This window comes from Mesorhizobium sp. B2-8-3 (assembly GCF_006440815.1).
Taxonomy (GTDB): domain Bacteria; phylum Pseudomonadota; class Alphaproteobacteria; order Rhizobiales; family Rhizobiaceae; genus Mesorhizobium.
On record NZ_VFTW01000013.1, the window covers coordinates 124,008 to 150,873 of the forward strand.

Sequence of the window (26,866 nt, forward strand, 5' to 3'; positions counted from 1 at the left end):
ACGGGAGAGTTCCATGGACATCATCTTGCCTGCGGCAAACCGCGGCCGGGTCAGCTACCGGCTCGTCGGCAAACCGATCGAACCGAGCATGGGCGCGCGATTTTCACGCATCGCCTATGCCGCCGCCCATGTCGTTGCCGATCCCATCGCCATGACCAATCCCTGGTCTCGGCCAGCGGTCGACTGGGACAGGACGATGGCGTTTCGCCATCATCTGTGGCGGCTCGGCTTCCGCATCGCCGAGGCCATGGACACGTCCCAGCGCGGCATGGGTTTCGACTGGGCGAGCGCGAAGGAACTGATCCGACGCTCGATCGCGGAGGCTAAAACGGTGCCGGGCGCCGACCTCGCATCGGGGGCGGGGACCGATCACCTTGCGCCGGCTGCGGCCAAGACGGTTGACGACGTCATCCGCGCCTATGAAGACCAGTTCGCCTTCATTGAAGGCGAGGACGGCAAGGCGATCATGATGGCGAGCCGCGCTCTGGCGGCGGTGGCCAAGGGGCCTGACGATTATGCCCGCGTCTACGACCGCATGCTCTCCCAGGCGTCGGGCAAGGTCATCCTGCACTGGCTGGGCGACATGTTCGATCCGGCGCTCAAGGGCTACTGGGGCAGCAACGACTTCGACGCCGCGCTCGACACGGTCGTCGCCATCATCGAGCGGCACGCCGACAAGGTCGAGGGCATCAAGATATCGCTGCTCGATGCGCAGAAGGAAGTGCTGCTGCGCGACCGGCTGCCCGGCGGGGTGGTGATGTTCACCGGCGACGATTTCAATTATCCGGAACTGATCGCCGGCGACGGCAGGCGGCATTCGCACGCGCTGCTCGGTATCTTCGACGCCATCGCACCCGTGGCAAATGCCGCACTGGCGAAGCTGGCAGAAGGCGATAAGACCGGTTACGACGCGTTGATGGCGCCGACCGTGCCGCTGTCGCGCAAGATCTTCGAGGCGCCGACCGAATACTACAAGGCCGGCATCGTCTTCATGGCATGGCTGAATGGGCACCAGGACCATTTCACCATGATCGGCGGCATGCAGTCGGCGCGCGGCATATGCCATTACGCGGAGCTCTTCCGGCTCTCCGACCAGGCCGGCCTGCTGGCAGACCCCGATCTTGCGACCGCCAGGATGAAGGCACTGCTGGCGACGGCGGGCGTCTGAGCCGATCCCCCGTGAGGGGATTTGCGTTCCGCCGGCAAATCGTATTCGCTTCCCAAATTCAGGATGAGCGCGGCAATGCGGCGATCGCGGCGGCTGCCAAGATCGGCGATCGGTCCGAACGAGACGCGTTCAATCGGCGAGTTCATGGTGTAGGCCGGCAATTATCAGGGAGAGCGCTTCAGCGTGAAAGGATACTGGCTCATCGTCGGAACCAAGATTTCGGACCAGGAGGCGCAGGCCGAGTACAGCCGCCTCTGGATGCCGATCGGCGAAAAATATCAGGCACGAACCAACACGACAAAGCAGCCGCCTCTGCTCGTCGAGGCGCGCGATGCCAAGCGCATGGTCCTTGTGGAATTTCCGTCGCTGGAGATCGCCAAGGCCTGTTACGCGGACCCGGATTATGAGGAAGCCATGCGCTTCGCGCTCAAGGCGTCGAACCGCGTGCTCGTGATGTTCGAAGGGGATCTCGAGTAGTTGTGCCGCCGGAGTGTTCTCCGCCAGATGGCTTGACTAAGTTATTCGGAAGGCGTGACAAGGATTGAACTTGTGACCCCTGCAATGTCAATGCAGTTCGTTCTCTGATTTCATTGCGAAATGGGCTCCAAATGAACGTGAACAGAGCAAAAACATTCGAAATATCTGTGCCGTTCCTGTGCCAGAGAGTGCGATCTTCCCTGTGTGTCAGCCAAAGGAAAAGGTGCCGTTTCGGCGGGCCGGCAAAATACGATACTCAATCGAGCGGTTATCGAATTCTTCGCCAATAACGGTCATTTGATAGCACGACACATGGTGTTTTGCCGGGGCGCCTCTAGAACACTCGGGATATCTACTTCAACGAAGGGGCAACAAAGATGGGCTACCGCGTTACTGCTGTTGGGATCGCGCTTATTTTTTTGGGACTTGGCGGAGGCCAGGCCGCCGCATGGGGGAACTCGAAAACCCTCGAAAGGACAGCGCTTTCGGGGAAGGAAATCAAAGTCTACGACGGAGCTAGCGTTAACCCCGACTGCTCGAACGCGGGCCCGGTCGATCTGAAGGCGGTTTCCGGACCGAGTCACGGGAAAATCTCCATCGTCAACGCGAAGACGTTTCCTCACTTCACCAAAAGCAACATTCGATGGAAATGCAATTTCCGTAAGGTGGACGGCATAAAGGTGCTGTACCGGTCCATGTCAGGGTTCAAAGGCCATGACCAGATCGCCCTGTCGGTACACACATACGATGGCGCATCCTACAGCATCACGATCAACGTGAAGGTTGAGTAGCGCAATTCGCGTTCCCTCGGAGGGCACCACGGCCACCACCCGCCCGTTCACCATCGCCGCGGACGTACCTTGAACGCTATTGATCCCGTCTCAACCTACATCGCCGCCATCGGCGCCGTGATGCTCGCCATCGCAGTTTGGCGCTACCGGCAGCGCGATTATGATCGGGATGGCAGCAAACGCTCTCATGGCCGTGCTGCTCTTGCCGCCTTAGTTCAGACGAGCCCTGTCATTATGATTGAGCAACATTGCGCAAGCCGCGTATCCGGCCAACGAAACCAGTGGAAAGGCATAGAAATCTATATCAATGCATGGATGCTAATTTAGCCTTCTCTTTGGCCGACTCACCCTTACCGAGTCGGTTAGGCCCGGCGGTTCAACCCAACGCAAACCCCAACGCGGAACTGTCGGGCCGCTCTATGGGGAAGGCGTCCAGCTCTTGCGCTGCTCCGACGCGCTGGCGCCCTTCGTTGCCGACAAGGCGCCCAGGCTGAATTAGCTGGCCAGACATACGATACCCGGCCTGCGGGAAGTCGGGGGACTAGGGCAGACAGGCCGGGCCCTTACCCCGGATTGCTGCGCGGGGCAGGCGAATATTATGCGCCAATTGGCAGGTTTCTGCATCAATGATTTTAGTGACAACTAATGAAATTAGGCCGCGCAACGAAAATCCCGCCGACAGAGGCCTACGGGCTGTTCAGCGAGGGGAATCCATCGCAGCACGGCTGCGTGCACTTTCACAAATATTAAGACGCCGCCTGCTCACGTCGCCACCGGGCGCGACCAGTGGCTGCAATGCTCCTAGCCGGTGTGCTCGGGGTCTAGTGGCGGAGATCGGCGAAGTTATTGGAAGGATGGTGGGCGTGACAAGGATTGAACTTGTGACCCCTGCAATGTCAATGCAGTGCTCTCCCGCTGAGCTACACGCCCATCCGAAGCCGCGCATACACCACTTTTGATCCGGCGCGTCAATAGCGGGAATGTGGAAAGACGGCTTCCGTTTGTCGCATCGGCGAAGCGCCTGCCGATGGGGCCTCAATGCGAACCAGAGACGGCTCAGGCCGCCTGCAGCATCTTCTCGACCTCGTTGACGAGGTCGCGCAGATGGAAGGGCTTCGACAGCACCTTGGCGTCCTTGGGTGCCTTGGAATCGGGATTGAGCGCGACCGCGGCAAAGCCGGTGATGAACATCACCTTGAGGTCCGGATCGATCTCGGTGGCGCGGCGGGCGAGCTCGATGCCATCCATCTCCGGCATGACGATGTCGGTCAGGAGCAGCGAAAAAGGTTCCTCGCGCAGCCGCTCATAGGCACTGGCGCCATTGTCGAAATCGCTTACCTGGTAGCCGGCGCGCTCCAGCGCCTTGACGAGGAAGCGGCGCATATCGTCATCGTCTTCCGCCAGCAGAATGCGTGCCATCATATCCCGTCCGAATCACCCGCCCCAAGCCTGCCGCCGGGCAAGACCGTTAACCATCCTGTATATGCGGTCGCGCCGGTAAACATCAAGTGAATGAAGGGCATCCGACATCCGGCTCGAGGCGCGGTTTCACCGCCTGAAATGCTGGACATGCCGGACGCAAGATGGCAATTTCATGCCATGATGCAGTGCTGTTTCCTGGTTCGTACAAATTGAAGACGGCAGCCGAGGATTTTTCGGTCGTTCCACCCTTCGAAATCCGATCGGGCGCCGAACAGCGCGTGCCTTTCCTGTTCAACTCACCGCATAGCGGCCGCCACTATCCGGAGCGCTTCCTGGCCATGGCGCGGCTCGACCGCAACGCCATTCGCCGGTCGGAGGACTGCTATGTCGAGGAGCTCTTCGGCGGCGCCGTGGCGCTCGGCGCGCCGTTGCTGGCCGCCAATTTTCCGCGTGCCTATCTCGACGTCAACCGCGAGCCCTGGGAACTCGATCCGCGCATGTTCGCGGAGCCGGTGCCGTCCTTCTGCAACATCCGCTCGGCGCGTGTCGCCGGCGGGCTCGGCACGGTGCCGAAACTGGTCGGCGAGGGGCTCGATATCTATCCCGGCCGGTTGCCGCTGGCCGAGGCGGTGGGACGCGTCGAAGCGGTGTACAAGCCCTATCACGAGACGCTTAAGCGGCTCCTGACCAGGACGCATGCCAGGTTCGGCTATGCCGTGCTGATCGATTGCCATTCGATGCCGGCCTCGATCCGCGTCGGCGACAATGGTGTGCGGCCCGACTTCATCATCGGCGACCGGTTCGGCATTTCGGCATCGCCGGCGCTCACCGAGATGGCCATCAGCCTGCTTGTCGACATGGGCTACTCGGTCGCGCACAACAAGCCCTATGCCGGAGGCTTCATCACCGAGCATTATGGCAGGCCGGCAAGGCATCTGCATGCGCTGCAGATCGAGGTCAATCGCGGGCTTTACATGGACGAGCGGACGTTCCAGAAATCGGCCAGCTTCGACGCTTTGGCCTGCAACCTGACCCGCTTCTCGGCCGATTTGATGTCGATGCCCGACCATCATTTCGTCGATTTGCCGCTCGCGGCGGAATGACGGCGCGGTCGGCGCGCCGGGTTCTTATAAACGCAATTCCGGACGGAAAACCGCTTCACACTTTTCCTGGAATTGCTCGAAAAAAAGACCGCATCGTTTTCACGACACGGTCGAAGTCTAGGGAGGAAACGCCCAAGGAGGGCATGGACAGGAAAACCTGTCCGATGACAAAATTATTGTGCGCCGCACAAATGTCAATCGACAGCAGGCTTTTTTAATTCAATATGATGTGGAAATTCCGCTTCGGCGGCTCAGATGTGACATTCGGGCAACAGAAAACGGGCATCTGGCCGGTCTTCAGCGCGCCTGTTCCGTGAGAAAGAGCGGCTGGCAAAGGCCGCGATGGGGAGAGCGACTTGGATATCAGCACCGATTTCATGCGGCGCATCGCGCATGCCGCCGCCGCCGAAACCTTGCCGCGCTTCCGCAGCCAGGGGGTAGTCACCAACAAGCTTGCGGGAAGCTTCGATCCGGTGACGGAGGCCGATCGCGAGGCGGAGCGCGCGATCCGGGCGCTGATTTCCGCCGAATATCCCGAGCACGGCATTCTCGGCGAGGAACATGGCAGCCAGAACCTCACCAGCCGGCATGTCTGGGTGATCGACCCGATCGACGGCACCCGCGCCTTCATTTCCGGCGTCCCGGTGTGGGGAACGCTGGTCGGGTTCACCGTCGACGGCGACGCGGTCGCCGGCATGATGTCGCAACCTTTCACCGGCGAGCTGTTCTACGCCAACGCTTCCGGCTCGCACTACGAGGGACCGGGCGGCCCGCGCAGGCTCGCGACCCGCAAGACGACCGACCTTGCGCAAGCGACGCTGTTCACGACCACGCCGGCCCTGTTCAAGGGCGATGCGCGCAAGCGTTACGACCAGTTCGAGACAAAGGTGCAACTCGCCCGCTACGGAACCGACTGCTACGCCTTCGCCATGCTGGCCGCGGGCAGCGTCGACATCGTCGCCGATCCGGGCCTGAAGCCCTACGACATCGTGGCGCTGATCCCGATCATCGAGAAGGCCGGCGGCGTCATCACCACTTTCGAAGGCGGACCGGCGGAAAAGGGCGGCGACGTACTGGCGGCCGCGACGCCCGAGCTTCACGCGGCGGCGACGGCGGCGCTGCGCGGCTGATGCGCCAAGCGGCAAGGGCTGGTCGCCGCAGGATTTCGATCGCGCTCAGGGAGCGTCGCCGGTGCCCGGAATGAAGGCGTCGAAAGCGGCCAGGAGCTGCTCGCGGTAGATGTCCTTCTCCTGCAGGATTTCGTGCTCGGCGCCGTCGATCATCAACAGCGAGCCGACGCGCAGTTTCCTGGCATAGGCTTCCACCGCCCTGGTCGAGACCACCCGGTCGGCGCCGGCGGCGACGATCAGCATCGGCACCTTCACCCTGGCCATGAAATCCGGATCGCTGACGGCTTCCGCGGCGGCGGCGGCGGCCTTCAGCCAGCGGATCGTCGGGCCGCCGAGCGCGAGCTGCGGCCAGGCCTCGTAGATCCCGACATTGCGTCGGTAGCGCTCGGGATCCGAGGTCACCTTGTTCATTTCGAAGGGCGGCGGCACTTTCGGCCGCGGACCGAGCGCGGCATAGAGCCTGCCGAGACCCAGCGCGCAGAAGACCGCGCAGACGCGCCGCACCGTGCTTATCGAAACCGGCAGGTCGGGCACCGCGAGGAAGGGCGTCAGCAGCACCATGCGGCGCACGCGGTTGACCATCGATGGCGAGGCAAGCAGCGCAATCACCGCGCCCGTGGAGTGGGCTAGGATGTAATAGGGGCCGCGGCAGTCAGGCAGCACGATCTCCTCGAAGAATTGCTCGAGGTCGCGCGTATAGTCGCGAAAGCTGCGGACATAGCCGCGCTGGCGGTCGCGCAGCAGGCGGCTGGAATCGCCCTGGCCGCGCCAGTCGAGGACAGCGACGCTGAAGCCGCGATCGGCGAGATCGCGAATGGTCTCGAAATATTTCTCGATGCATTCGTTGCGCCCCGTCAGCAGAACCACCGTGCCCTGCAGCGGGCGGCTGACAGCGGCAAAGACGCCGTAGCGGATCTTCTTGCCGTCGCGCGTGATGAAGAAGCCGCCTGCGGCATTCTGCGGCGCGGGATTGTCTTCTGTGCGATGGAAAAGATCCGTCATTCGGCGCGTCGATGGTTGCTCTTTTGCCCGGACGGGCGAGGCGTCGGCATGGTGATAGACGGCCAGGCGGCAAAAGCAAAGGCGTTGCGAGGATTTACGCGGCTGCCAGCGCAGGGGGAAGGCCGGAAGTGCCTGCGGCGCACTTCCGGCCTCTGTCGATCCGGGAGGAAGGGACGTTGCACCCGGTTCGGCCTCGTCGCGGCGCAGGGAAAGAGGCGCCGCTTGTCTCTGTGTCTTGACGCAATTCCGGACGGAAAACCGCTTCACACTTCTCCTGGAATTGCTCGAACGTGACCAAAGCCTAGCGCTGCATGACTGAACGGATGCCGAAGCGGTGGTTCATCCACCGTTCATGAACGTGGCCGCATTGCGACCGCGAAGAAAACCTTGAAATGGCTTTTTGAGCTTCCCAAATGAAGGTTGTGGCCGCCGATGTCGGGGCCGCTGGCCCATCCGGAACGCCTTTCGAGGGTTTCGCACCGGTCACACGCAAACCATGTTGCTCAAAAGGAGAACACCTATGCGTCACGTTGATTTTTCCCCGCTTTATCGTTCGACTGTCGGCTTCGACCGGCTGTTCACCATGCTCGACTCGCTCGGCCAGCCCGAGACCGCGCAGACCTACCCGCCCTATAATATCGAGCGCACGGGCGAGAATGCCTATCGCATCTCGATGGCCGTTGCCGGCTTCTCGGAAGACGAGATTTCGATCGAAGCCCACCGCAACGTGCTGACCGTCAAGGGCGAGCGCAAGGAAGAGAACAACAGCGAGGGTTCGGAGCTGCTTTACCGCGGCATCGCCTCGAGGTCCTTCGAGCGCCGCTTCCAGCTGGCCGACCACGTCGAAGTGGAAGGCGCCACGCTGAAGAACGGCCTGCTCTTCGTCGACCTTACGCGCAACATTCCCGAGGAGCTCAAGCCGCGCAAGATCGCGATCACCTCGTCCTCGGACAAGGCCAAGCAGATCGAGGCCAAGGCCGCCGCGTAACCCGCGGGCTCCATCGCAGACGACGTCTCCCTCCCGAGACGAAAGCGGCGCCGCGCGGCGCCGCTTTTTATTGTGCCACCGGCAACGCGCCGCTCTGGCTCTTTTGAAGCATGCAGCGGCGGATCATGAAGGGCGATGTCCGATTTTTCCCTGCTGCTGACGCTCACCGTCGCAATCACTTTCCTTTTGGCCGGGATCGTCAAGGGCGTGACCGGCATGGGCCTGCCGACGCTGGCGATGGGATTGCTGGGCACGATCATGCCGCCGGTGACCGCGGCATCGCTGCTCATCGTGCCTTCCTTCGTCACCAATGTCTGGCAGCTTTTCGCCGGCCCGAGTTTTTCCGCGATCCTGCGCCGGCTGTGGCTGATGATGGCGGGCATCCTGATCGGCACCATCGCCGGTTCGCGGCTGCTCGCCAGCGACAACGTCAAATGGACGACCGCCGGCCTCGGCGCGGCATTGATCGTCTATGCCGCCTACAGCCTGCTCGCGCGGCAGCCGACGGTGCCGGCACGCGCCGAACGCTGGTCGTCGCCGTTTGTGGGTTTCCTCACCGGCCTGGTCACGGGCGGCACCGGCGTCTTCGTCGTGCCTGCCGTCCCCTACATCCAGGCGCTGGGCTTGAGCCGCGATGATCTCATCCAGGCGCTCGGCCTCTCCTTCACGGTGTCGACGATCGCCCTGGCGCTAGGCCTTGCCTCGCATGGCGCCTTCGAGGCCGGGCATCTGGCGATGTCCTCGCTCGCCGTGCTGCCGGCCTTGCTCGGCATGTGGCTGGGGCAGGTGCTGCGCCAGAAAATCAGCCCAGCGACTTTCCGTCGGTGGTTCCTGATCTTTCTGGTCCTGCTCGGCGTCGAGCTGTTGCTGCGGCCCTTCCTCGCCTAGCGCACATTACCGGCGCTTCGCCGCGATAACGGCCTCCACGTTCTGCCGGTGAACGGGTTCATAAGGCGCAAAATACTCAACCGCCGTTGCCGCAAAAATGTCGGCGCCGAAGGTCCTCAAATCCTGCTTCGCCAGGTCGGGGTCTTGCCGGCAGGCAAGCAGCTTTCGGACATAGGCCTCGGTCCCCGCGATAAAGCTTCTGTCATAGCCGCCGGCTTCGATTGCCTCGAAGGAACCGTGGTTGGGCAGGATTCGATCAAACCGCCAGCCAGACATGCGCTCGAGGTCGATCAAGTGTTCCGCCAGACGCTCCGGTTCCGAGACATAGGTGACGGAATCTTCCAGCGTATCGCCCGCAAGCAGCAGGCCAGCTTGGGGCATCAGCAGCACCGTGCCGTCATGGCTGTGGATTTCGACCTGGCGCAGTTCGATCGGGATCGCTCCCACCGCCAGGCTGAGGCCGTTGTCGAACGTCCTGTTGGGCATAACGAGCGGCTTGATCGGCGGGTTGCCGCTTTCGATCTCGGCGCGGCCGCGTTCGAGTGCCGAGGCAGTCAGGGTGTTGGCGATGATCTCGCAATCCTGGAACACCTCGTTGCCGGCGATATGGTCGTCATGCCAGTGGCTGAGAACGACGCGTATCGAGGTCACGCCCAGCTCTTCGAGGGTTTTCCGGATGAAGCGGGCATGGGGCAGGGATATGTGCGTGTCGTAGACGAGCGCCTGCGATCCATCGACGATCGCATAGGTGCAGATGCCGAGCGTGTAAGCGCCGTCGTCGAGCCAATTCGACTCGTCGGACCAGATGCGTACGCCATCGGCACGGCCATCGTAGAAGCCGAGTACGTTCGGCGCCGGACGGATCAGCCGCATCGTCGAGCCGGGAGGCGGTCTGGTCATCAGCTTGCCCTCGACTATAAAAAGCTCAAGCCAGCAGCTGACCGAGACGGTCGATCTCTGCCGTCGTGGTCGCGAAGCTGGCGACGAAGCGGTAGATCGCTTCGTTGTCGCCGAGGTGGCCATCGAAACCCTGCGGCACGCCCCATTCATAGAATTTGCCGCCTGCCGCCTGCAGCTTTTCCGCCGTGGCCCGACCGAGTATGGCGAAGACCTCATTGGCCTGCGGCAGCCAGGCGAGCTTGCCGGCCGGCGCATCCTCGATCGTCTCGGCCAGGTGTGCAGCCATCGCATTGGCATGGCCGGCCATCCTCAACCACAGATCGTCGGTGAAATAGGCCTCGAACTGGGCCGAGATGAAGCGGGCCTTGGAGAAGGTCTGTCCGGCGCGCTGGCGCAGCAGGCGCAAATCCTTGCCGACGTCCGGATTGAGGACCACGACCGCGTCCGCCATCCAGCAGCCGTTCTTGGTGCCGCCGAAGGAGATGAGGTCGACGCCGCTCTTCCAGGTCATTTCGGCCGGGCTGACGCCCGTCGCGGCAATCGCATTGGCGAAGCGCGCGCCGTCCATGTGCAGCAGCAGCTTGTGGCGGCGGCTGACCTCGGCGATCGCCTTGACGTCGTCGACGCTGTAGACCGTGCCGACCTCGGTCGCCTGGGTCACGGTGACCGCCATCGGCTGGCCAGCGGGCGCCAGATCCTGCGAATAGCGCCTTATCGCGCGGTCGAGAGCCTCCGGGTTCATGCGTCCCAGCGGTCCCGGCACCGGCGCCATGCGCGCGCCGCCGGTGTAGAAACCCATCGCGCCGAACTCGTCGACATTCATATGCGCCTCGGAATGGCAGAGCGCGACGCCGCCTATTCGGTTCAACGCAGCCATCGAAAGCGCGTTGGCCGCGGTGCCGGTCGCGGCGAAGAAGACCTGAACCTCACGCTCGAAGACCTCGCTGAAGCGGCGATAGACGGCGCGGTCCAGGTCGCCGTCGCCATAAGCGACGGCAGTGCCGGCGGCATGGCGCGACAGGTTGGCCGAAATGTCGGGGTGGACGCCAGCCCAGTTGTCGGATGCAAAGAACATCGAAAGGTCCATATCGTGATTGGCAAAAGTGGCGGGACTTGACCGCTTCGGCAGTCGAAGCGCAAGGGCCAATCATCGGCAAAGCGGTGAAGCCAGCAAATCGAGACAAAGGACCCGGACCAAAGCTTGCGTTTCTTGCGCTTGTCACGAAATTTTGTGTCGCGGCGCCGCCAAGTTTTTTGTGAATCGGTCTTGTGTGGCCGCCCGATTTCTGGCATAAAAAATTTAGGACAGTAGTGCTGTCTTATTTTGTCGCACAAAACAGGCTGGACTGGCGTATGATCGCTGCCATTCCGGCCATTGTCGCGAGCGGCGGGTAGACGGCCCGGCTCTGACCTGTACGATACCGGATGCGAACCGGGCGTATAGCCGTTTGGTTCGATTGATTTCGCGAGACGTGCAGCAGGATGAAGGGGAAGCGTCATGCTTCCCAAGGCAAACCAGCGCCCTGAGACAGTCGGGGCCAAGGTGGAGAACGGAGGATAGGACGATGACGGAACTGACGCCATCTGCGATCGACGGCCATGCCGCGCAGACGAAAGCGGCAGCCGTTAAAAATACCGTCCTGACCAAAGAGCTGCGAACTGCCAACGGCATGGCCGCGCAGGGCCTTTACGATCCGCGCAACGAGCATGACGCCTGCGGCGTCGGCTTCATCGCCAATATGAAGGGGTTGAAGTCGCACCAGATCGTCGAGGACGGTCTGGCGATGCTGGAAAACCTCACCCATCGCGGCGCCGTCGGTGCCGATCCGCTGGTCGGCGACGGCGCCGGCGTGCTGGTGCAGATTCCGGACAGCTTCTTCCGCGATGAAATGGCCGCCAAGGGCGTCGAACTGCCGCCGGCCGGCCAATACGGCGTCGGCCATTGGTTCATGCCCCAGGACGCGGCACTGCGCGCCCATATCGAAGAAGTCATCGCCGAATCGGCGCAGTCGGAAGGGCTGCCGCTCATCGGCTTCCGTGACGTCCCGGTCGACAATTCGTCGCTGTCGAAGGCGCCCGATATCGTGGCATCCGAGCCGTTCCATCGGCAGGTGTTCATCGGCCGCACGTCCGACATTACCGACGACGAGGAGTACGAGGCCAGGCTCTATCTGCTGCGCAAGGTGATTTCGGGCCGCATCTATGCCGAGAACGACAACAAGGACATCGGCGCCTATTGCGTGTCGCTGTCGGCGCGCACCATCGTCTACAAGGGCATGTTCCTGGCCTACCAGGTCGGCGCCTATTACAAGGATCTCACCGATCCGCGCTTCGAAACCGCGCTGATCCTCGTCCATCAGCGTTTCTCGACCAACACCTTCCCGTCCTGGAAGCTGGCGCATCCCTACCGCATGGTCGCGCATAATGGCGAGATCAACACGGTGCGCGGCAACAACAACTGGATGGCGGCGCGCCAAGCCTCGGTCGATTCCGAACTGTTCGGCAACAACATCTCGAAGTTGTGGCCGATCTCCTATGACGGCCAGTCGGACACGGCGTGCTTCGACAACGCGCTCGAATTCCTGTTCCAGGGCGGCTATTCGCTCAGCCACGCCATGATGATGCTGATCCCGGAAGCCTGGGCCGGCAACAAGCTCATGGACGCAGACCGCAAGGCTTTCTACGAGTACCACGCGGCGCTCATGGAGCCGTGGGACGGACCGGCGGCGGTGGTCTTCACCGACGGCCGCCAGATCGGCGCCACGCTCGACCGCAACGGCCTGCGTCCGGCCCGCTACATCGTCACCGATGACGACCGCGTCATCATGGCGTCGGAGGCCGGCGTGCTGCCGGTGCCGGAGGAAAAGATCGTGCAGAAGTGGCGGCTGCAGCCGGGCCGCATGCTGCTCATCGATCTCGCCAAGGGCCGCATCGTCTCCGATGAGGAGATCAAGTCGGAGATCGCGACCAGGCACCCCTACAAGACCTGGCTCGCCAACACGCAACTCATTCTCGAAGACCTGAAGCCGGTCGAACCGCGCGCGCTGCGCAAGGATGTCAGCCTGCTCGATCGCCAGCAGTCCTTCGGCTACACGCAGGAAGACACCAAGCTTCTGATGGCGCCGATGGCCACCACCGGCCAGGAAGCGGTGGGTTCGATGGGCACCGACACGCCGATTTCGGCGATGTCGGACAAGTCGAAGCTGCTCTACACCTATTTCAAGCAGAACTTCGCCCAGGTCACCAACCCGCCGATCGACCCGATCCGCGAGGAGCTGGTGATGAGCCTGGTGTCGTTCATCGGCCCGCGGCCGAACATCTTCGACCTGGTCGGCACGTCGCGCCGCAAGCGGCTCGAAGTGCGACAACCGATCCTGACCAATGGCGATCTGGAGAAGATCCGTTCCATCGGCCACACCGAAGACCGTTTCGATACCAAGACGATCGACATCACCTACGGCTCGAACGAGGGCGCTGCCGGCATGCAGGGCGCCATCGACCGGCTCTGCGAACGGGCCGAGGCGGCGGTCGCCGGCGGCTACAACATCATCATCCTGTCCGACCGCCAGGTCGGGCCGGACCGCATCGCCATTCCGTCGCTGCTGGCGACGGCGGCCGTGCACCATCACCTGATCCGCAAGGGCCTGCGCACCTCGGTCGGGCTGGTTGTGGAATCCGGCGAGCCGCGCGAAGTGCATCACTTCTGCTGCCTGGCCGGTTACGGCGCCGAGGCGATCAACCCGTATCTTGCCTTCGACACGCTGCTCGACATGCACAAGCGCGGCGAGCTGCCGGAAGAGGTCGACGAGTACGAGGTGGTCTCGCGCTACATCAAATCGATCGGCAAGGGCATCCTCAAGGTGATGTCCAAGATGGGCATCTCGACCTACCAGTCCTATTGCGGTGGGCAGATATTCGACGCCATCGGGCTGAAGTCGGATTTCGTCGAGAAGTATTTCACCGGCACCGCGACGCTGATCGAAGGCGTCGGCCTGGACGAGATCGCCACCGAGACGCTCAGCCGCCACAGCGATGGCTTCGGCAGCGATCCGGTGCTGCGCAACAACCTAGAGGTCGGCGGCGAATACATGTTCCGCATGCGCGGCGAGGCGCATATGTGGTCGCCCGATGCGGTCGCCACCTTGCAGCACGCCGTGCGGCAAGGCTCCTGGGACACGTTCAAGGACTATTCGGCGCAGATCGACAGCGCAACCGCGCGCGCCCAGACCATTCGCGGCCTGTTCAAGCTCAGAACAGCGGAAGAGACCGGCCGCAAGAAGGTCGCGATCGAGGACGTCATGCCGGCGGCCGAGATCGTCAAGCGCTTCTCGACCGGGGCGATGTCGTTCGGCTCGATTTCACGCGAGGCGCACACCACGCTGGCGCGCGCCATGAACGCTATCGGCGGCAAGTCGAACACCGGAGAGGGCGGCGAAGAGGCCGACCGCTATCTGCCGCTGCCCGGCGGCGGCAAGAACCCGGAACGTTCGGCGATCAAGCAGGTCGCGTCCGGACGGTTCGGCGTCACGGCGGAATATCTGGTCAATTCCGACGTCATGCAGATCAAGGTCGCGCAGGGCGCCAAGCCCGGCGAGGGCGGCCAACTGCCAGGGCACAAGGTCGACGCGACCATCGCCAAGGTCAGGCACTCGACGCCCGGCGTCGGCCTGATCTCGCCGCCGCCGCATCACGACATCTATTCGATCGAGGATCTGGCGCAGCTGATCTACGATCTGAAGAACGTCAATCCGGCGGCCGATGTCTCGGTCAAGCTGGTGTCGGAGGTCGGCGTCGGCACGGTTGCGGCGGGCGTCGCCAAGGCGCGCGCCGATCACATCACCATCTCCGGCTATGATGGCGGCACCGGCGCTTCGCCGCTGACCTCGCTCAAGCATGCCGGCAGCCCGTGGGAAATGGGCCTTGCCGAGACGCACCAGACGCTGGTGCTCAACGGCCTGCGTTCGCGCGTCGCGCTGCAGGTCGATGGCGGGTTGCGCACCGGTCGCGACGTCATCATCGGCGCGCTGCTCGGCGCCGACGAGTTCGGCTTCTCGACCGCGCCGCTGATCGCCGCCGGCTGCATCATGATGCGCAAGTGCCACCTCAACACCTGCCCGGTCGGCGTGGCGACGCAGGACCCGGTGCTGCGCAAGCGCTTCAAGGGCACGCCCGAGCACGTCATCAACTTCTTCTTCTACGTGGCGGAAGAGGTGCGGGCGCTGCTTGCCGAAATGGGCTACACCCATCTCGACCAGATCATCGGCGACACCGACCTTCTGGAAAAGCGCGACGTCATCCAGCACTGGAAGGCGCGCGGGCTCGACTTCTCGAAGATGTTCTTCAAGCCGGACGCCCCGCATGAGGCGCTGCACTGGACCGAGCGGCAGAAGCATCCGATCGACGACGTGCTCGACCGCAAGCTGATCGAGTTGGCCAAGCCGGCGCTGGACGCCAAGCAGCCCGTCACCATCGAGCTGCCGATCCGCAATGTCGATCGTTCGGCCGGCGCGATGCTGTCGGGCGAGGTCGCCAAGCGTTTCAAGCATAAGGGCCTGCGTGAAGACACGATCCATGTGAAGCTCACCGGCACCGCCGGTCAGTCCTTCGGCGCGTTCCTGGCGCGCGGCGTCTCGTTCGAGCTTGTCGGGGCCGGCAACGATTATGTCGGCAAGGGCCTGTCGGGCGGTCGCATCGTCATCCGCCCGCCGGAAGAAGCAAAGATCGTCGCTGCTGACTCGATCATCGTCGGCAACACGGTGCTTTACGGCGCTACCGAAGGCGAGGCCTATTTCGCCGGTGTCGCCGGCGAGCGCTTCGCGGTGCGCAATTCGGGCGTGGCCGCCGTCGTCGAAGGCGTCGGCGACCATGGCTGCGAATACATGACCGGCGGCATCGTCGTCGTGCTCGGCAAGACAGGCCGCAACTTCGCCGCTGGCATGTCGGGCGGCGTCGCCTATGTGCTGGACGAGAAGGGCGATTTCGCCGAACGCTGCAACATGGCGATGGTCGAGCTGGAGCCGGTCCCGGAAGAGGACGACCTGATGGAGAAACTGCTTCACCACGGCGGCGACCTCGACCACAAGGGCCGCGTCGACGTCTCCGGCGACATGACCAGCCATGATGAGGAACGGCTCTACCAGCTGATCTCGAACCATGTGCATTTCACCGGTTCGGTGCGCGGCCGCGAGATCCTCGACGACTGGCAGAACTTCCGGCCGAAATTCCGAAAAATCATGCCGGTGGAATATCGCCGCGCATTGATCGAGATGGAACGCATGCGCATGAGCGTGGCGGCGGAATAAGCATCGGGCAGGCCGGAGAGATGGCTCTCCGGCCGGCATCCTCGCCAACAATCCTGACCCCGAGAGCATGACCCCGACAAGTGGGAACCGGTTTTCGGGCGAAGGTCATGCTCCAACAAGGTGCGGTTGCCAGGGCAGCCTTAAGGGGTTAACGGGTGCGCCGACAAAAAGCGTGCCTTCGGACAGCAGGGACTGGACTATGGGCAAGGTAACAGGCTTTCTCGAGATCGACCGGCAGGTGCACAAGTACCAGCCTGCCTCGGACCGCATCCGGCATTTCCGCGAATTCACATTGCCGATGTCGGACAAGGAGGTCGAGAAACAGGCCGCGCGCTGCATGGATTGCGGCATTCCGTTCTGCCATGGGCCGACGGGCTGTCCGATCCACAACCAGATCCCCGACTGGAACGACCTCGTCTACAATGGCGACTGGGACAACGCGATCCGCAACCTGCATTCGACCAACAATTTCCCCGAATTCACCGGCCGCATCTGCCCGGCGCCTTGCGAAGAAGCCTGCACGCTGAACCTCGAGGACATCCCGGTCGCCATCAAGACGGTGGAGCAGGCGATCGCCGACAAGGCCTATGAGACCGGCCACATCCGGCCCTACCCGCCGGAAAGGAAGACCGGCAAGCGGGTTGCCGTCATCGGCTCCGGCCCGGCCGGCATGGCGGCGGCGCAGCAGCTGGGCCGCGCCGGCCACGACGTGCATGTCTATGAGCGCGAAAGCCGTCCCGGCGGGCTGATGCGTTACGGCATTCCGGACTTCAAGATCGAGAAGCACTATATCGACCGTCGCATCGAGCAGATGCAGGGCGAGGGGGTGACCTTCCATTGCGGCGTCAATGTCGGCGTCGACATGAAGGTGGCTGACCTGCTCGGGGAATTCGACGCCGTGCTTTATTGCGGCGGCTCCGAAACGCCGCGCCCGGCCGGTATTCCGGGCGCCGATCTCAGCGGCGTCTATGACGCCATGCCCTATCTGGTGCAGCAGAACCGTCGTGTCGGCGGCGAGCCGATCCAGTCGGTGGCGTGGCCCTCGCACCCGATCATCGCCGGCGGCCAGCATGTCGTCGTCGTCGGTGGCGGCGACACCGCGTCCGACTGCATCGGCACCGCCTTCCGCCAGGGCGCGGTGCGTGTGACGCAGCTCGACATCCGTCCGCAGCCGCCGGAGAAGGAAGACAAGCTTGCGGTTTGGCCGTACTGGGCGACCAAGATGCGCACCTCGTCCTCGCAAGCCGAGGGCGCCGAGCGCGAATTCCAGGTGGCGACGCTCGAGTTCATCGGCGAGGAAAGCCAGTTGACCGGTGTGCGCTGCTGCGAGGTCGACGACAAGCGGAAGCCGATCGCCGGCACCGAGTTCGTCATCCGCGCCGATCTCGCCTTCATCGCCATCGGCTTCGCCGGACCGGCGGGCGACAGCCTGATGAAGGAGCTCGACGGCGAGATCAAAGTCGTCACCGACAGCCGCCGCTCGACCAATGTCGAGGCCAACGATCGCGACTACAGGACCAGTGTCGACAAGCTCTATGCGGCGGGCGACGTGCGCCGCGGCCAGTCGCTGGTGGTGTGGGCGATCCGCGAGGGCCGCCAGGCGGCGCGCTCGATCGACGAGACGCTGATGGGATCGACGGTTCTGCCGCGTTAAATTGGGCTAACGAGCCGCAGCCTTTCGCGAAGCGCAGCCTAGCTAAGCAACAGCTTTATCGCCCAATAGAGGCCGATGGCCATCTGGACCAAGAACGCCGAAAATCGAGCCTTGACAGCGGTCGGACTTGTCGACGTCAAATGAATGGCCGACTGCACCAGCCTCGCGCCTAGAAACCAATATGCGAGCGGATCGGTAATCGGGGCGCGCGCGCTCATTATGGCCAGGGCCATGAGACCTCCGAATATGGGAAGGCCTTCGATGCAATTGGCATGGGCGCGCGCCAGCCGCTGCAAGAAGGGCGAAAGACCGGCGTTGTCCGGTGCGAAGCCATTCGCGGGGACGCGGCCGCTCACCACAAGATGGGTGCGCAGGATTTCCATCCATATGAGCAATAAGAGGGTCCAAGTCACGAACCCAAGCAAGGCATAGCCTGTTGCCGACATATTCGCCCCCCGACTTTGACTTCGGCCAAAATCCAACAATGTCATTGTTCGGCTTGGCGCGAAATTGCCGCTGCGCAGGAATGTCGGTCACGGAGTCGCCGGCGTCGGGTCGGACTCTACAGCCGCGGTCGCCGGCTGCGGCTTCGGCGGCCAGGAAAAATCGTCGGCGCGGCCAGGCGAGGCGGCCGGCGCCTTGCCTTCGATGATCAGTTTTTCGCCGGGCAGGTTCGGATCGGCCCTGGCCGGCTGCGCGGCGCCCAGCAGTTCGGTGCCGCCGTCGAGCGACGGGTCGCCGAGCAGCATCGGCGCGGTGCGGTTGACGATGACGGGCGCCGCAGCCGGCTTCGGCGCCTCGACCGGAGCGCCGGCCGGCGCCGACACGGTCGTGACGCTTCCCGGCGCCGCCAGGCCCAGGATCTTGGCCAACGGCTTTTCCGTGTAGAAAGCGAGCTTGCGCTTGCCGGCCTTGGTGACGTTGATGCCGTCGTCGGAACGCAAGCGAACCGGCTGGCCGTTGATGTCCGGGCCGGAGGTGACGAAAGCGCCGTTCTCGTCGACGAAGCCGTCCCAGACATCGACGAATTCGCCGCCATGCTTTTCGGCGGCCGAGTGATAGATGTCGTTGAAGGCAAGCATGTCCGAGTTCATCTTCGACACGCGGAAAGCCGGCATGCCGACCCATAGGAACGGCACTTTGGTGTCCTGGATGGCCTTGCCGAACGCATCGGTGCGGCGCTCGTATTCCTTGGTCCAGTTCTCCGAGCGGGGCTGCTCGCGCACCTCGCCGACCCGCATCTGCTGGCGGTCGTTGGAGCCCAGCATGACGATCACGGCCGACGGCTTCTCGGTCTCGATCAGTGACTTGATCTCGACCGGCCAGTTATAGAAATCGTCGCGCACGAAGCCCGACGACCCGTTGCTGCGGGCAACGATCCTGACGGCGGGATTGTCGGCAAAGGCAGTGTCCAGGCCTTCGGCCAGACCGCCCGCCAGAAAATCGCCGACCACCAGCACGACACGGGCGTCGTTCGTCTTCTCGACGATCGGCGTTTCCGGCTCGGCCGGTGGGCGCGGCTTGGATTTCTTCTTCGGTTTCGGCCTTGATTTCTGGATTTCGACCGGTGGCTCGACGCGTTCGCTGCGGCGCGGGAACAGGAGGTCACGCAACGACCAGCCGCGGCTTTCCTCCTGCGCGAATGCAGGTGCGTGGAAAGCGCCGGCGGCGGTGACGACAAGCACGGTCAGGGCGAGAATCAGGATCGGCGCCCGGCGAATGCCCTGCCTGATACGCGCGACCGACACCAAACACCTCTCCATCCCTTGGCGCATGACTAGGCAGACGCGGGAAGTCATGCGCAACCGAAGCGCTACAGCATCCTTGCCCTATTTGAAAGGATGCCTGGCGGCGTGGACGGCTCTACTGCTTGCGGAGCCATTTGAGCACTTCCATGCTCGGATAGCCATCCTGGTTCAAGCCGACCTTGGCCTGATAGGCCATGATGGCGGCTTTCGAGCCATCGCCGATCTTGCCGTCGAACTTGCCGTCATAATAGCCGTGATCGGAAAGCCGCTTCTGCAGTTCCTGTCGTTCCTCGAAGCTGAGCTTGGTGAAAGGCCGCTGCCAGTCCTGCACCAGGCCGTTGCCGCCGGCGATCTCGTCGGCCAGAAGGCCGACGGCCAAAGCGTATTTGTCGGCGTTGTTGTAAGCCTTGATGACCGAGAAATTCCTGATCATCAGGAAGGCGGGGCCGCCCCTGCCGTCCGGTACTTTCAGCGTCGCCTTGTCGGTCAGGTTCTTGAATGGCTTGCCGCTGGCCCGGACGACGCCGAGCGCCTGCCATTGGGCGATCGTCTTTGCGCCGCCGGGCAATTTGCCGGCTGGTATGGAGACCTCATAACCCCAGGTCTTGCCGGCCTGCCAGCCATTCTTCTTGAGCAGATTGGCGGACGTCGCCAGCGCGTCGGGGATCGAATTCCAGATGTCACGCTTGCCGTTGCCGTCCATGTCGACCGCATAGCGCTGATAGCTGGTCGGGATGAACTGGGTCTGGCCCATCGCCCCGGCCCAGGAACCCATCAGATGGCTTTCGTCGATGTCGCCGGTCTGCAGGATCTTCAAGGCGGCGATCAGCTGGGTACGGGCATATTTCGAGCGCTTCGGGTCGCCATAGGCGAGCGTCGCCAGCGAACGGATGACATTGCGCATGATGTCGTCGCGCTTGAGGATCTCGCCATAATTCGATTCCATCGACCAGATGGCGAGAAGAACATTGCGGTCGACGCCGAACCGCGCCTCGATCCGGTCGAGCCACGGTCTCCATTTCCTCGCCATCGACTGGCCGTTGGCCACCGACTGGTCATGCACGCGGTTGTCGAAATAGTCCCAGGCGGGCGCGGTGAATTCCGGCTGGGTGCGGGCTTTTTCCAACACGACCGGGTCGGGCTCGATGCCTCTCATGGACTGATCGTAAACAGCGCCCGAAACGCCGCCCGCCACCGCGGTGGCGCGGAAACCCGAGACCCACTGGCGGAACCCGGCATCGGCGAAAGCGGGTCCGGCGGGCATCAGCAAGGCCAGCGTGAGACCGGCGGCCGTCGCCAGTGCCGTCAGGCGCCTCGCGGTGTTGCGAACGGACATCATTTCCTCCTTCGTCAAATCAGGAAGGATCATTCAACGCCGAACCGGGTTAGTATTTAGTTTACCATAGGTGCCGCCGGGAACGAAAAGAGGTGTCGCGGCTTTTAGCTCTCACATTCAACTTTGGCCGTTCGGTAGTCCAACATTCCGGCGTGAAAATGATTCCGGCGTGAAAAAGCGCGGGGGGATTGCGGAGCGCGTCGCCGAGCGGATAATTGGCCGAAACGCAGGGGTGTCAGCATGAAGCGCGTTCGCAAGGCAGTTTTTCCGGTCGCAGGCCTCGGCACGCGGTTTCTTCCAGCCACCAAGGCCATCCCGAAGGAAATGCTGACCGTCGTCGACCGGCCGGTCATCCAATATGTGGTCGACGAGGCGCGCGAGGCCGGCATCGAGCATTTCATCTTCGTGACCGGGCGCAACAAGGCGGTCATAGAGGACCATTTCGACGTCCAGTTCGAGCTGTATGACACGCTGGCTCAACGCGGCAAGGACGACCAGCTCGCCCGACTGCAGCGGCTCCAGCCAGCGCCGGGACAGACCAGCTTCACGCGCCAGCAGGTGCCGATGGGCCTCGGCCATGCCGTCTGGTGCGCCCGCGAGCTGGTCGGCGACGAACCGTTCGCGCTGCTTTTGCCGGACATGATCATGCAGTCGGAAAAGAGCTGCATGAAGGACATGGTCGAGCTCTATGGCGAGACCGGCAACAACATCATCGCCGTGCAGGAATGCGATCCGGCGGAGGCGCATAAATACGGCATTGTCGGCCGCGGCGAGGATACGCATCACGGCTTCCGCATCACCGGCATGGTGGAGAAGCCGAAGCAGGGCACAGCGCCCTCCAACCTCTTCATCAACGGCCGCTACATCCTGCAGCCGGAAATCTTCGGCATCCTGGAAAGCCAGGAACGCGGCGCCGGCAACGAGATCCAGCTGACCGACGCGATGCTGAAGCTGGAGAAAAAGCAGCCCTTCTACGGCTATCACTACAAGGGGCGCACCTTCGACTGCGGCTCGCCGGAAGGTTTCGTCGAGGCCAATGTCGCCTTCGCGCTCTGGCGCAGCGACATGAACGCAAGCATGGCCGGCGTCATCCGCACGCTGCTGGACGAGGTGCAGCCGGTAGAGCGGCGCGGCGCCGCCTCTTAACCTATGTGAGGCCGGCCTGACCTGAATCTCGACATAGGCTTGGTCGTCACTGCCTTCAGCGCTGGACCTTCAGGCCGAGATAGACGCTGTTGGCCGTGTAGTCGCGTCCGGGCAGGTTGCTGGTCAGCTTCTCCGTCCGCACCCTGGTGGTGACCCCGGCATAGCGGTTCAGCCACCAAGTCAGCCCGGCCTCGGCGCTCAGGATCAAATCGTGGCCGTCGGAGCCGGTGTAATCGCGCCAGTCGAGGCCCAGCGCCGAGTTCGCCGTCAGATTGGCGCGGATCTGGCGCTCGCCGGTCAGACGGCCCGAATAGAGGATATCGCCGCTCTGGCCTGCCGTCGTGGTGGTCTCTACTTCGGTCTTTCCGGTGAGCCCGATCGTGGTGCCGCGCTCGGGCGACCATTTGAGGTCGGCGTCGATGGACGGCCCGGCGATTGCCGGGAGGCGGCTGTCGTCTAGCGCCTCGCGCAGCCAGCCGACGGAAAATTCGCCCGAAAGCTTGTCGCCCATATCGAGCGCGAGGCCGGCGCGCGCGCCAACCCTCTTCGAGGCGCGGTCGAAGCCGTCGGTGTCGAGGCGCAGATCGTAGACCCGGCGGCCGAGCTCGACTTCCGTGAAGGGTGTCAGCGCCGGCGATATCTGGTAGCCGGTGCGCAAGGTTGCCGTGTAGAGCGTGTTGTCCTGATCCTTCTGCGACAGTGTGGTGCCGTCGGTGAGCTCGGCGTCGCCATAGAAGTCATGCGAAACGGCGCCGGTCAGCGTGTAACGCATCTTGCCGACATCCTTTTCGATGCCGAGGCTGCCGTCCACCGTCTGGCGCAACGGCTGGTGGTCGACGCCGGCGATCGCATCCGGCGCGGAGGCCGATTCGGGTGCGGCTTCGTAGCCCAGCTTGGCGATGGCGCGCAGCTCGTTGTCGAGATCGACATTGAGCTGGCCTTCGATGCGGCCTTGCGCATCGTTGATCTTTTCGCCCGAGACGCTGTTGCGGAACTGGCCGTAGCCGGTGATCAAGGCTGAATTCTCGCGCCAGTCGGAGGTCGCGGTGAAACGCAGCGCCGTCTCGGACAGAACCGCCGATTTGCCGGTGCTGCTGGAATCGGCGTTGGAGGTGGCCGTGAAGCCCTGCTCGAGCGTCGGCCGGAAGACAAAGGTGCCGACCTTGACACCGGGAGCGGCGAAGGGATCGTCCTCCGGCTTGACCTTCTGGCCTTCGATGGATGCGGTGCGCTCCTGGCCCGGGTCGAGCTTCTGCTTGTCGACACTGTCGATGGTGACGGCACGGCGGTTGCTGCCGTCGTCCTCGGTCGCTGCAGCGTCAGTCTGGTCGCCGGTGGCGGTGGTCGCGGCGGTGGTCGTGCCGTCGGTAGCCTCGCCCGCCTTCTTCTTGGTCTTCTTCTTGTCGGCGGTCTTGGTGTTCGACTTGGCGTCAGCCTTGGCGTCCTGGGCACGCTGAGCAGCCGTCGAGGGCCGGCGGGGTTTTGCCGGCGCCTTGGTGTCGGCCAATGGATCGTCCGTTGCCTGCGGCTGGTCGAAGATGCTGTCTGTCGCGCCCGCCGTCTGATCGTCATCGGGAACGGCGCCGGGGCTCGACGGCTGGTAGGTCGTCGGTGCCGTGTCCGGGACAGCCGCGGCCGCGGGCGCGGTCTGATCCAGCGACCCTTGTGCCCTCAACTGCCTGGCCTTGCGCTGCTGGTCGGCGAGTATGGCCGATTCGGAGACCTCGCCGCGCAGCTCGGTTTCCTGCGAAAATGCCGGCGCGGGACGCAGCAAGGCAAGCGCGCTTGCCGTCAGCAGCAGTGCCGCAACGGCAATGCCCCTTCGACCGATTTTCGTTTCAGACTGGCCCCCGGACATCGTCACCACTGCTTGCGCGGCGCGGTTGCGCCATACTTACCGAACCGTAAATGCGGATGGTTAACGGAGGGTTGAGACAGCCGCCTTGAAGCCGCCCGGATCGGCAGCCGCGGCAATTCCGTTGGACAGGGGCGCGGCAAAGCGCTAATCGCTTGCGCCATGCATGCGGGGTCCCCAGAGAGAAAGCAGCCGGACAGGCAGGCCGCGATCGAATCGGCGCTGAGAACGGTGGCGACGGAGCAGACCGGCGTGGCGGCCCTGGCCGCCGCGCTCGCAAACGGGCTGACCGAGCCCTTTGCGGCCGCGATCGACCTGATCTCGCGGATCGAGGGCCGCGTCATCGTCACCGGCGTCGGCAAGAGCGGCCATATCGGCGCAAAGATCGCCGCGACGCTTGCCTCGACCGGCACGCCAGCCTTTTTCGTCCATCCCGCCGAGGCCAATCACGGCGATCTCGGCATGATCGCCAAGGACGACGCCATCATCGCCATGTCGTGGTCGGGCGAAAGCAAGGAATTGATGGGCATCGTCGCCTATTCAAGGCGTTTTTCCATCCCGCTGATCGCCATTACTTCCGGCGAGAGCTCGGCGCTGGCGCGTGCGGCCGATGTGGTTTTGCTGCTGCCGGTCGTGCCCGAGGCTTGTCCGCACGGGCTGGCACCGACGACGTCGACGCTTCTCCAACTCGTGCTGGGCGACGCGTTGGCCATCGCTCTGCTCGAAGCGCGGGGCTTCACGCCGGATCACTTCCGAGCCTTGCACCCCGGCGGGCAGCTTGGCGCCAACCTGACCCTGGTGTCGGAGATCATGCGGACCGGCGATCAGGTTCCGCTCGCCCTGCTCGGCACCAAGATGCCGGAAGCGGTGATGACGCTGTCGCAGAAGAAAGTCGGGTGCGTCTGCATCGTCGATGCGAGCGGCAAACTGGTCGGGATCGTCACCGACGGCGACGTTGCACGCAATCTGCATCGCAATCTGGCCGACGTGACCGTCGATGAGGTCATGACCCGCACGCCCAAGACGATCGATCCGCAGACGCTGGCGGGCACGGCGATCGCCATGCTCAACGAGCACAATATCGGCGCGTTGGTCGTGATCAAAGACAAAATGCCGGTGGGCGTGGTTCATTTCCACGACCTGCTGCGCATTGGCGCAGCCTAGCCACTCACTTTTCCTGGAATTGCCTTAGCCTCAGCCCGTCCGATACCTGTCTCGGTTCAGGCCGCCTCGACCGTCAGCTCAAGGTCGGTGTCGGCGGCGCCGACAACGCGCACTTGCGTGCCCGCGGGCAGGTCAGGGCCCGAAACGCGCCACAGCGTGTCGCCGAGCTTGATGCGGCCGCGGCCGTCCTTGATCGGCTCGGCCAGCGTCGCCAGCTTGCCCACCATTTGCGCGCCGCGGCGGTTGAGCAGCGGCTGGTCGGCATCGTCGTGGCGGCCGGCCATCAGTTTCTTGCCGACGAAAGCCGATATCAGCGACAGGATCAGGAACGCCAGCACCTGCACGTGCCAGGTCCAGAAAGCGGCGTCCCATATCGCCAGCGACACCGCGCCGACGATGAGCGCGGCGATGCCGATCCACAGCATGAAGACGCCCGGCGCGACGATCTCCATCACCAGGAGCACGAAGCCCAGAACCATCCAGTTCCACGGGCCGAGTTCGGAAACGATACGATCGAACATGGGAGCAGCCTCCTATGATCTCAGTTTTCGTTCGGCCGAACCAGCGGCGGGCGTGCTGCCTGCCGCTGCGCCCCAGCCGTACCTTCACTCCTGAAAACTTCCTTGGCGATCTCGCCGATGCCGCCGAGCGTTCCGATCAGCGATGAGGCCTCCAGCGGCATCAGCACGATCTTGCTGTTCGTGGCCGAGCCGATCCTGGTCAGCGCCTCGGTGTATTTCTGGGCGATGAAGTAGTTGAGCGCCTGGACGTCGCCCTTGGCGATGGCTTCCGACACGACCTGCGTCGCCTTGGCCTCCGCTTCGGCCGAGCGCTCGCGCGCCTCGGCGTCGCGAAAGGCTGCTTCCCTGCGGCCCTCGGCCTCGAGGATCTGCGACTGCTTGAGGCCTTCGGCGGCCAGGATCTGGGCGCGCTTGTTGCGCTCGGCCGTCATCTGGCGGCCCATCGATTCGATGAGATTGGCCGGCGGATTGATGTCCTTGATCTCAACGCGGGTGATCTTGATGCCCCACGGATGCGCCGCCTCGTCGACGACACGCAACAGGCGCTCGTTGATGGCGTCGCGGTTGGACAGCAATTCGTCGAGGTCCATCGAGCCCATGACGGTCCGGATGTTGGTCATGGTCAGATTGAGAATGGCGTTCTGCAGCCCGGCCACCTGATAAGCGGCCTGCGCGGCATTGAGTATCTGGTAGAAGGCGATGCCGTCGACACCGACGATGGCGTTGTCGCGGGTGATGATCTCCTGCGTCGGCACATCGAGCACCTGCTCCATCATGTTCATCTTGGCGCCGACGCGCTCGAAGATGGGGTTGATGATGTTCAGGCCAGGCGTCAGCGTCTTGGTGTACCGGCCGAAGCGTTCCACCGTGTAATTGTAACCTTGCGGCACCGTCTTGATGCCTTTGAAAAGAAGGATGATAACCAGGAAAACAAGAACGACGATGGCAATATCGAAACCGCTGAAGCCCATTTCGTATCTCCCTCAATAGGCACCGACTTCACGGAATCACTTAAGTGTGTTTCCGCAACGTTACAATCAGGTGATCGCTAATATTGGTTAGCGGAGGCTTTTGCGCACCGGTTTCAAGCTAAAGCGCGTCGCGCTGAAACGGATTCAGTCGACACGCTTTAAGTCTTTGCCTTGATGCATGTCGCTGTCCCAGAACCGCTGCACACTTCTGGGCGACATGCATTAAGGTTTGTTGATATTCAGGATTCCCATCTTGGCTTGGTCGTGATTCAAGCTTTTGATGGAACGATTCGTGCTGAC

General features: G+C 63.2%; 22 protein-coding genes and 1 tRNA gene. 12 read left to right on the forward strand and 11 right to left on the reverse strand.

Annotated features, from left to right (window positions below):
• Positions 1 to 13: 13 nt before the first annotated feature.
• The 4 genes from FJ418_RS19710 (at position 14) to FJ418_RS19725 (ending at position 2,763) form a co-directional block, all read left to right on the forward strand.
• A complete protein-coding gene (locus FJ418_RS19710) occupies positions 14 to 1,168 on the forward strand; it encodes a dihydrodipicolinate synthase family protein (RefSeq protein WP_140868410.1) in 1,155 nt (384 codons plus the stop codon).
• 183 nt (positions 1,169 to 1,351) lie between these two features.
• A complete protein-coding gene (locus tag FJ418_RS19715) occupies positions 1,352 to 1,645 on the forward strand; it encodes a DUF1330 domain-containing protein (protein WP_140868413.1) in 294 nt (97 codons plus the stop codon).
• A 377-nt stretch (positions 1,646 to 2,022) separates the two neighbouring features.
• Positions 2,023 to 2,436 (forward strand): hypothetical protein, encoded by a 414-nt coding sequence (locus FJ418_RS19720; protein ID WP_140706900.1) that lies wholly within the window; start codon positions 2,023 to 2,025, stop codon positions 2,434 to 2,436.
• Between the two features lie 69 nt (positions 2,437 to 2,505).
• Entirely contained in the window at positions 2,506 to 2,763 is a 258-nt protein-coding gene (locus FJ418_RS19725; RefSeq protein WP_140868416.1) for a hypothetical protein, read from the forward strand.
• Positions 2,764 to 3,291: 528 nt separating this feature from the next.
• Here the strand turns inward: FJ418_RS19725 and FJ418_RS19730 are convergent.
• Positions 3,292 to 3,366: transfer RNA gene (locus FJ418_RS19730), tRNA-Val, on the reverse strand.
• A 126-nt stretch (positions 3,367 to 3,492) separates the two neighbouring features.
• The gene (locus FJ418_RS19735; protein ID WP_006199474.1) at positions 3,493 to 3,855 is read right to left on the reverse strand and encodes a response regulator; all 363 of its coding nucleotides are present in this window, start codon (positions 3,853 to 3,855) and stop codon (positions 3,493 to 3,495) included.
• A 164-nt stretch (positions 3,856 to 4,019) separates the two neighbouring features.
• On the opposite strand from FJ418_RS19735, the gene FJ418_RS19740 reads away from it, so the two are divergent.
• Positions 4,020 to 4,961 carry an N-formylglutamate amidohydrolase gene (locus FJ418_RS19740; protein ID WP_140868419.1) on the forward strand — a complete coding sequence of 314 codons (942 nt, stop codon included), beginning with the start codon at positions 4,020 to 4,022 and terminating at the stop codon, positions 4,959 to 4,961.
• Between the two features lie 356 nt (positions 4,962 to 5,317).
• The gene (gene hisN / locus FJ418_RS19745) at positions 5,318 to 6,091 is read left to right on the forward strand and encodes a histidinol-phosphatase (protein ID WP_140868422.1); all 774 of its coding nucleotides are present in this window, start codon (positions 5,318 to 5,320) and stop codon (positions 6,089 to 6,091) included.
• Positions 6,092 to 6,136: 45 nt separating this feature from the next.
• Here hisN and FJ418_RS19750 read toward each other — a convergent pair whose 3' ends face one another.
• Complete coding sequence (locus tag FJ418_RS19750; RefSeq protein ID WP_140784342.1) at positions 6,137 to 7,093, reverse strand: alpha/beta hydrolase; 957 nt, start codon at positions 7,091 to 7,093, stop codon at positions 6,137 to 6,139.
• A 520-nt stretch (positions 7,094 to 7,613) separates the two neighbouring features.
• On the opposite strand from FJ418_RS19750, the gene FJ418_RS19755 reads away from it, so the two are divergent.
• Both FJ418_RS19755 and FJ418_RS19760 read left to right on the forward strand, forming a co-directional pair.
• Entirely contained in the window at positions 7,614 to 8,081 is a 468-nt protein-coding gene (locus FJ418_RS19755) for an Hsp20 family protein (protein ID WP_140868425.1), read from the forward strand.
• 135 nt (positions 8,082 to 8,216) lie between these two features.
• Positions 8,217 to 8,969 (forward strand): sulfite exporter TauE/SafE family protein, encoded by a 753-nt coding sequence (locus FJ418_RS19760; RefSeq protein ID WP_140651490.1) that lies wholly within the window; start codon positions 8,217 to 8,219, stop codon positions 8,967 to 8,969.
• A 6-nt stretch (positions 8,970 to 8,975) separates the two neighbouring features.
• On the opposite strand, the gene FJ418_RS19765 is transcribed toward FJ418_RS19760, so the two are convergent.
• Positions 8,976 to 9,869, reverse strand: coding sequence for an MBL fold metallo-hydrolase (locus FJ418_RS19765; RefSeq protein WP_140868427.1), 894 nt, complete (start codon positions 9,867 to 9,869; stop codon positions 8,976 to 8,978).
• A 25-nt stretch (positions 9,870 to 9,894) separates the two neighbouring features.
• A complete protein-coding gene (locus FJ418_RS19770; RefSeq protein ID WP_140868430.1) occupies positions 9,895 to 10,944 on the reverse strand; it encodes a low specificity L-threonine aldolase in 1,050 nt (349 codons plus the stop codon).
• 490 nt (positions 10,945 to 11,434) lie between these two features.
• On the opposite strand from FJ418_RS19770, the gene gltB reads away from it, so the two are divergent.
• Together gltB and FJ418_RS19780 are read left to right on the forward strand one after the other, a co-directional pair.
• A complete protein-coding gene (gene gltB, locus FJ418_RS19775) occupies positions 11,435 to 16,171 on the forward strand; it encodes a glutamate synthase large subunit (RefSeq protein ID WP_140868432.1) in 4,737 nt (1,578 codons plus the stop codon).
• Between the two features lie 199 nt (positions 16,172 to 16,370).
• Positions 16,371 to 17,825: a glutamate synthase subunit beta gene (locus FJ418_RS19780; protein WP_140868435.1), complete on the forward strand. Its 1,455-nt coding sequence runs from the start codon at positions 16,371 to 16,373 to the stop codon at positions 17,823 to 17,825.
• Between the two features lie 38 nt (positions 17,826 to 17,863).
• Here FJ418_RS19780 and FJ418_RS19785 read toward each other — a convergent pair whose 3' ends face one another.
• From FJ418_RS19785 to FJ418_RS19795, 3 genes are all read right to left on the reverse strand, one after another.
• Positions 17,864 to 18,271: an MAPEG family protein gene (locus tag FJ418_RS19785; protein ID WP_140868438.1), complete on the reverse strand. Its 408-nt coding sequence runs from the start codon at positions 18,269 to 18,271 to the stop codon at positions 17,864 to 17,866.
• 87 nt (positions 18,272 to 18,358) lie between these two features.
• Positions 18,359 to 19,576 carry a DUF459 domain-containing protein gene (locus tag FJ418_RS19790; RefSeq protein ID WP_140868441.1) on the reverse strand — a complete coding sequence of 406 codons (1,218 nt, stop codon included), beginning with the start codon at positions 19,574 to 19,576 and terminating at the stop codon, positions 18,359 to 18,361.
• A gap of 112 nt (positions 19,577 to 19,688) precedes the next feature.
• A complete protein-coding gene (locus tag FJ418_RS19795; RefSeq protein WP_140868444.1) occupies positions 19,689 to 20,909 on the reverse strand; it encodes a lytic murein transglycosylase in 1,221 nt (406 codons plus the stop codon).
• 240 nt (positions 20,910 to 21,149) lie between these two features.
• Between FJ418_RS19795 and galU the strand changes: the two genes are divergently transcribed.
• Entirely contained in the window at positions 21,150 to 22,055 is a 906-nt protein-coding gene (galU, locus tag FJ418_RS19800) for a UTP--glucose-1-phosphate uridylyltransferase GalU (protein WP_140783864.1), read from the forward strand.
• Between the two features lie 55 nt (positions 22,056 to 22,110).
• On the opposite strand, the gene FJ418_RS19805 is transcribed toward galU, so the two are convergent.
• Positions 22,111 to 23,913 (reverse strand): outer membrane beta-barrel protein, encoded by a 1,803-nt coding sequence (locus tag FJ418_RS19805; protein ID WP_140868447.1) that lies wholly within the window; start codon positions 23,911 to 23,913, stop codon positions 22,111 to 22,113.
• A gap of 159 nt (positions 23,914 to 24,072) precedes the next feature.
• On the opposite strand from FJ418_RS19805, the gene FJ418_RS19810 reads away from it, so the two are divergent.
• Positions 24,073 to 25,074, forward strand: coding sequence for a KpsF/GutQ family sugar-phosphate isomerase (locus tag FJ418_RS19810; protein WP_140642261.1), 1,002 nt, complete (start codon positions 24,073 to 24,075; stop codon positions 25,072 to 25,074).
• Positions 25,075 to 25,130: 56 nt separating this feature from the next.
• On the opposite strand, the gene FJ418_RS19815 is transcribed toward FJ418_RS19810, so the two are convergent.
• Positions 25,131 to 25,595 (reverse strand): NfeD family protein, encoded by a 465-nt coding sequence (locus tag FJ418_RS19815; protein WP_140642258.1) that lies wholly within the window; start codon positions 25,593 to 25,595, stop codon positions 25,131 to 25,133.
• Between the two features lie 20 nt (positions 25,596 to 25,615).
• On the reverse strand, positions 25,616 to 26,566 hold the full coding sequence (locus FJ418_RS19820) for an SPFH domain-containing protein (RefSeq protein ID WP_140651512.1): 951 nt from the start codon (positions 26,564 to 26,566) through the stop codon (positions 25,616 to 25,618).
• Positions 26,567 to 26,866 lie beyond the last annotated feature (300 nt).

What these genes read in the sequence shown, in the direction of transcription:
- FJ418_RS19785 (WP_140868438.1), bottom strand. Translation starts at nt 18,271, where the DNA reads ATGTCGGCAACAGGCTATGCCTTGCTTGGGTTCGTGACTTGGACCCTC.
- FJ418_RS19755 (WP_140868425.1), top strand. Translation starts at nt 7,614, where the DNA reads ATGCGTCACGTTGATTTTTCCCCGCTTTATCGTTCGACTGTCGGCTTC.
- FJ418_RS19710 (WP_140868410.1), top strand. Translation starts at nt 14, where the DNA reads ATGGACATCATCTTGCCTGCGGCAAACCGCGGCCGGGTCAGCTACCGG.
- FJ418_RS19750 (WP_140784342.1), bottom strand. Translation starts at nt 7,093, where the DNA reads ATGACGGATCTTTTCCATCGCACAGAAGACAATCCCGCGCCGCAGAAT.
- FJ418_RS19805 (WP_140868447.1), bottom strand. Translation starts at nt 23,913, where the DNA reads ATGTCCGGGGGCCAGTCTGAAACGAAAATCGGTCGAAGGGGCATTGCC.
- FJ418_RS19795 (WP_140868444.1), bottom strand. Translation starts at nt 20,909, where the DNA reads ATGTCCGTTCGCAACACCGCGAGGCGCCTGACGGCACTGGCGACGGCC.
- FJ418_RS19810 (WP_140642261.1), top strand. Translation starts at nt 24,073, where the DNA reads ATGCATGCGGGGTCCCCAGAGAGAAAGCAGCCGGACAGGCAGGCCGCG.
- FJ418_RS19760 (WP_140651490.1), top strand. Translation starts at nt 8,217, where the DNA reads ATGTCCGATTTTTCCCTGCTGCTGACGCTCACCGTCGCAATCACTTTC.
- FJ418_RS19720 (WP_140706900.1), top strand. Translation starts at nt 2,023, where the DNA reads ATGGGCTACCGCGTTACTGCTGTTGGGATCGCGCTTATTTTTTTGGGA.
- FJ418_RS19780 (WP_140868435.1), top strand. Translation starts at nt 16,371, where the DNA reads ATGGGCAAGGTAACAGGCTTTCTCGAGATCGACCGGCAGGTGCACAAG.
- FJ418_RS19735 (WP_006199474.1), bottom strand. Translation starts at nt 3,855, where the DNA reads ATGGCACGCATTCTGCTGGCGGAAGACGATGACGATATGCGCCGCTTC.
- FJ418_RS19765 (WP_140868427.1), bottom strand. Translation starts at nt 9,869, where the DNA reads ATGACCAGACCGCCTCCCGGCTCGACGATGCGGCTGATCCGTCCGGCG.
- gltB (WP_140868432.1), top strand. Translation starts at nt 11,435, where the DNA reads ATGACGGAACTGACGCCATCTGCGATCGACGGCCATGCCGCGCAGACG.
- FJ418_RS19820 (WP_140651512.1), bottom strand. Translation starts at nt 26,566, where the DNA reads ATGGGCTTCAGCGGTTTCGATATTGCCATCGTCGTTCTTGTTTTCCTG.
- FJ418_RS19740 (WP_140868419.1), top strand. Translation starts at nt 4,020, where the DNA reads ATGGCAATTTCATGCCATGATGCAGTGCTGTTTCCTGGTTCGTACAAA.
- FJ418_RS19815 (WP_140642258.1), bottom strand. Translation starts at nt 25,595, where the DNA reads ATGTTCGATCGTATCGTTTCCGAACTCGGCCCGTGGAACTGGATGGTT.
- galU (WP_140783864.1), top strand. Translation starts at nt 21,150, where the DNA reads ATGAAGCGCGTTCGCAAGGCAGTTTTTCCGGTCGCAGGCCTCGGCACG.
- FJ418_RS19770 (WP_140868430.1), bottom strand. Translation starts at nt 10,944, where the DNA reads ATGTTCTTTGCATCCGACAACTGGGCTGGCGTCCACCCCGACATTTCG.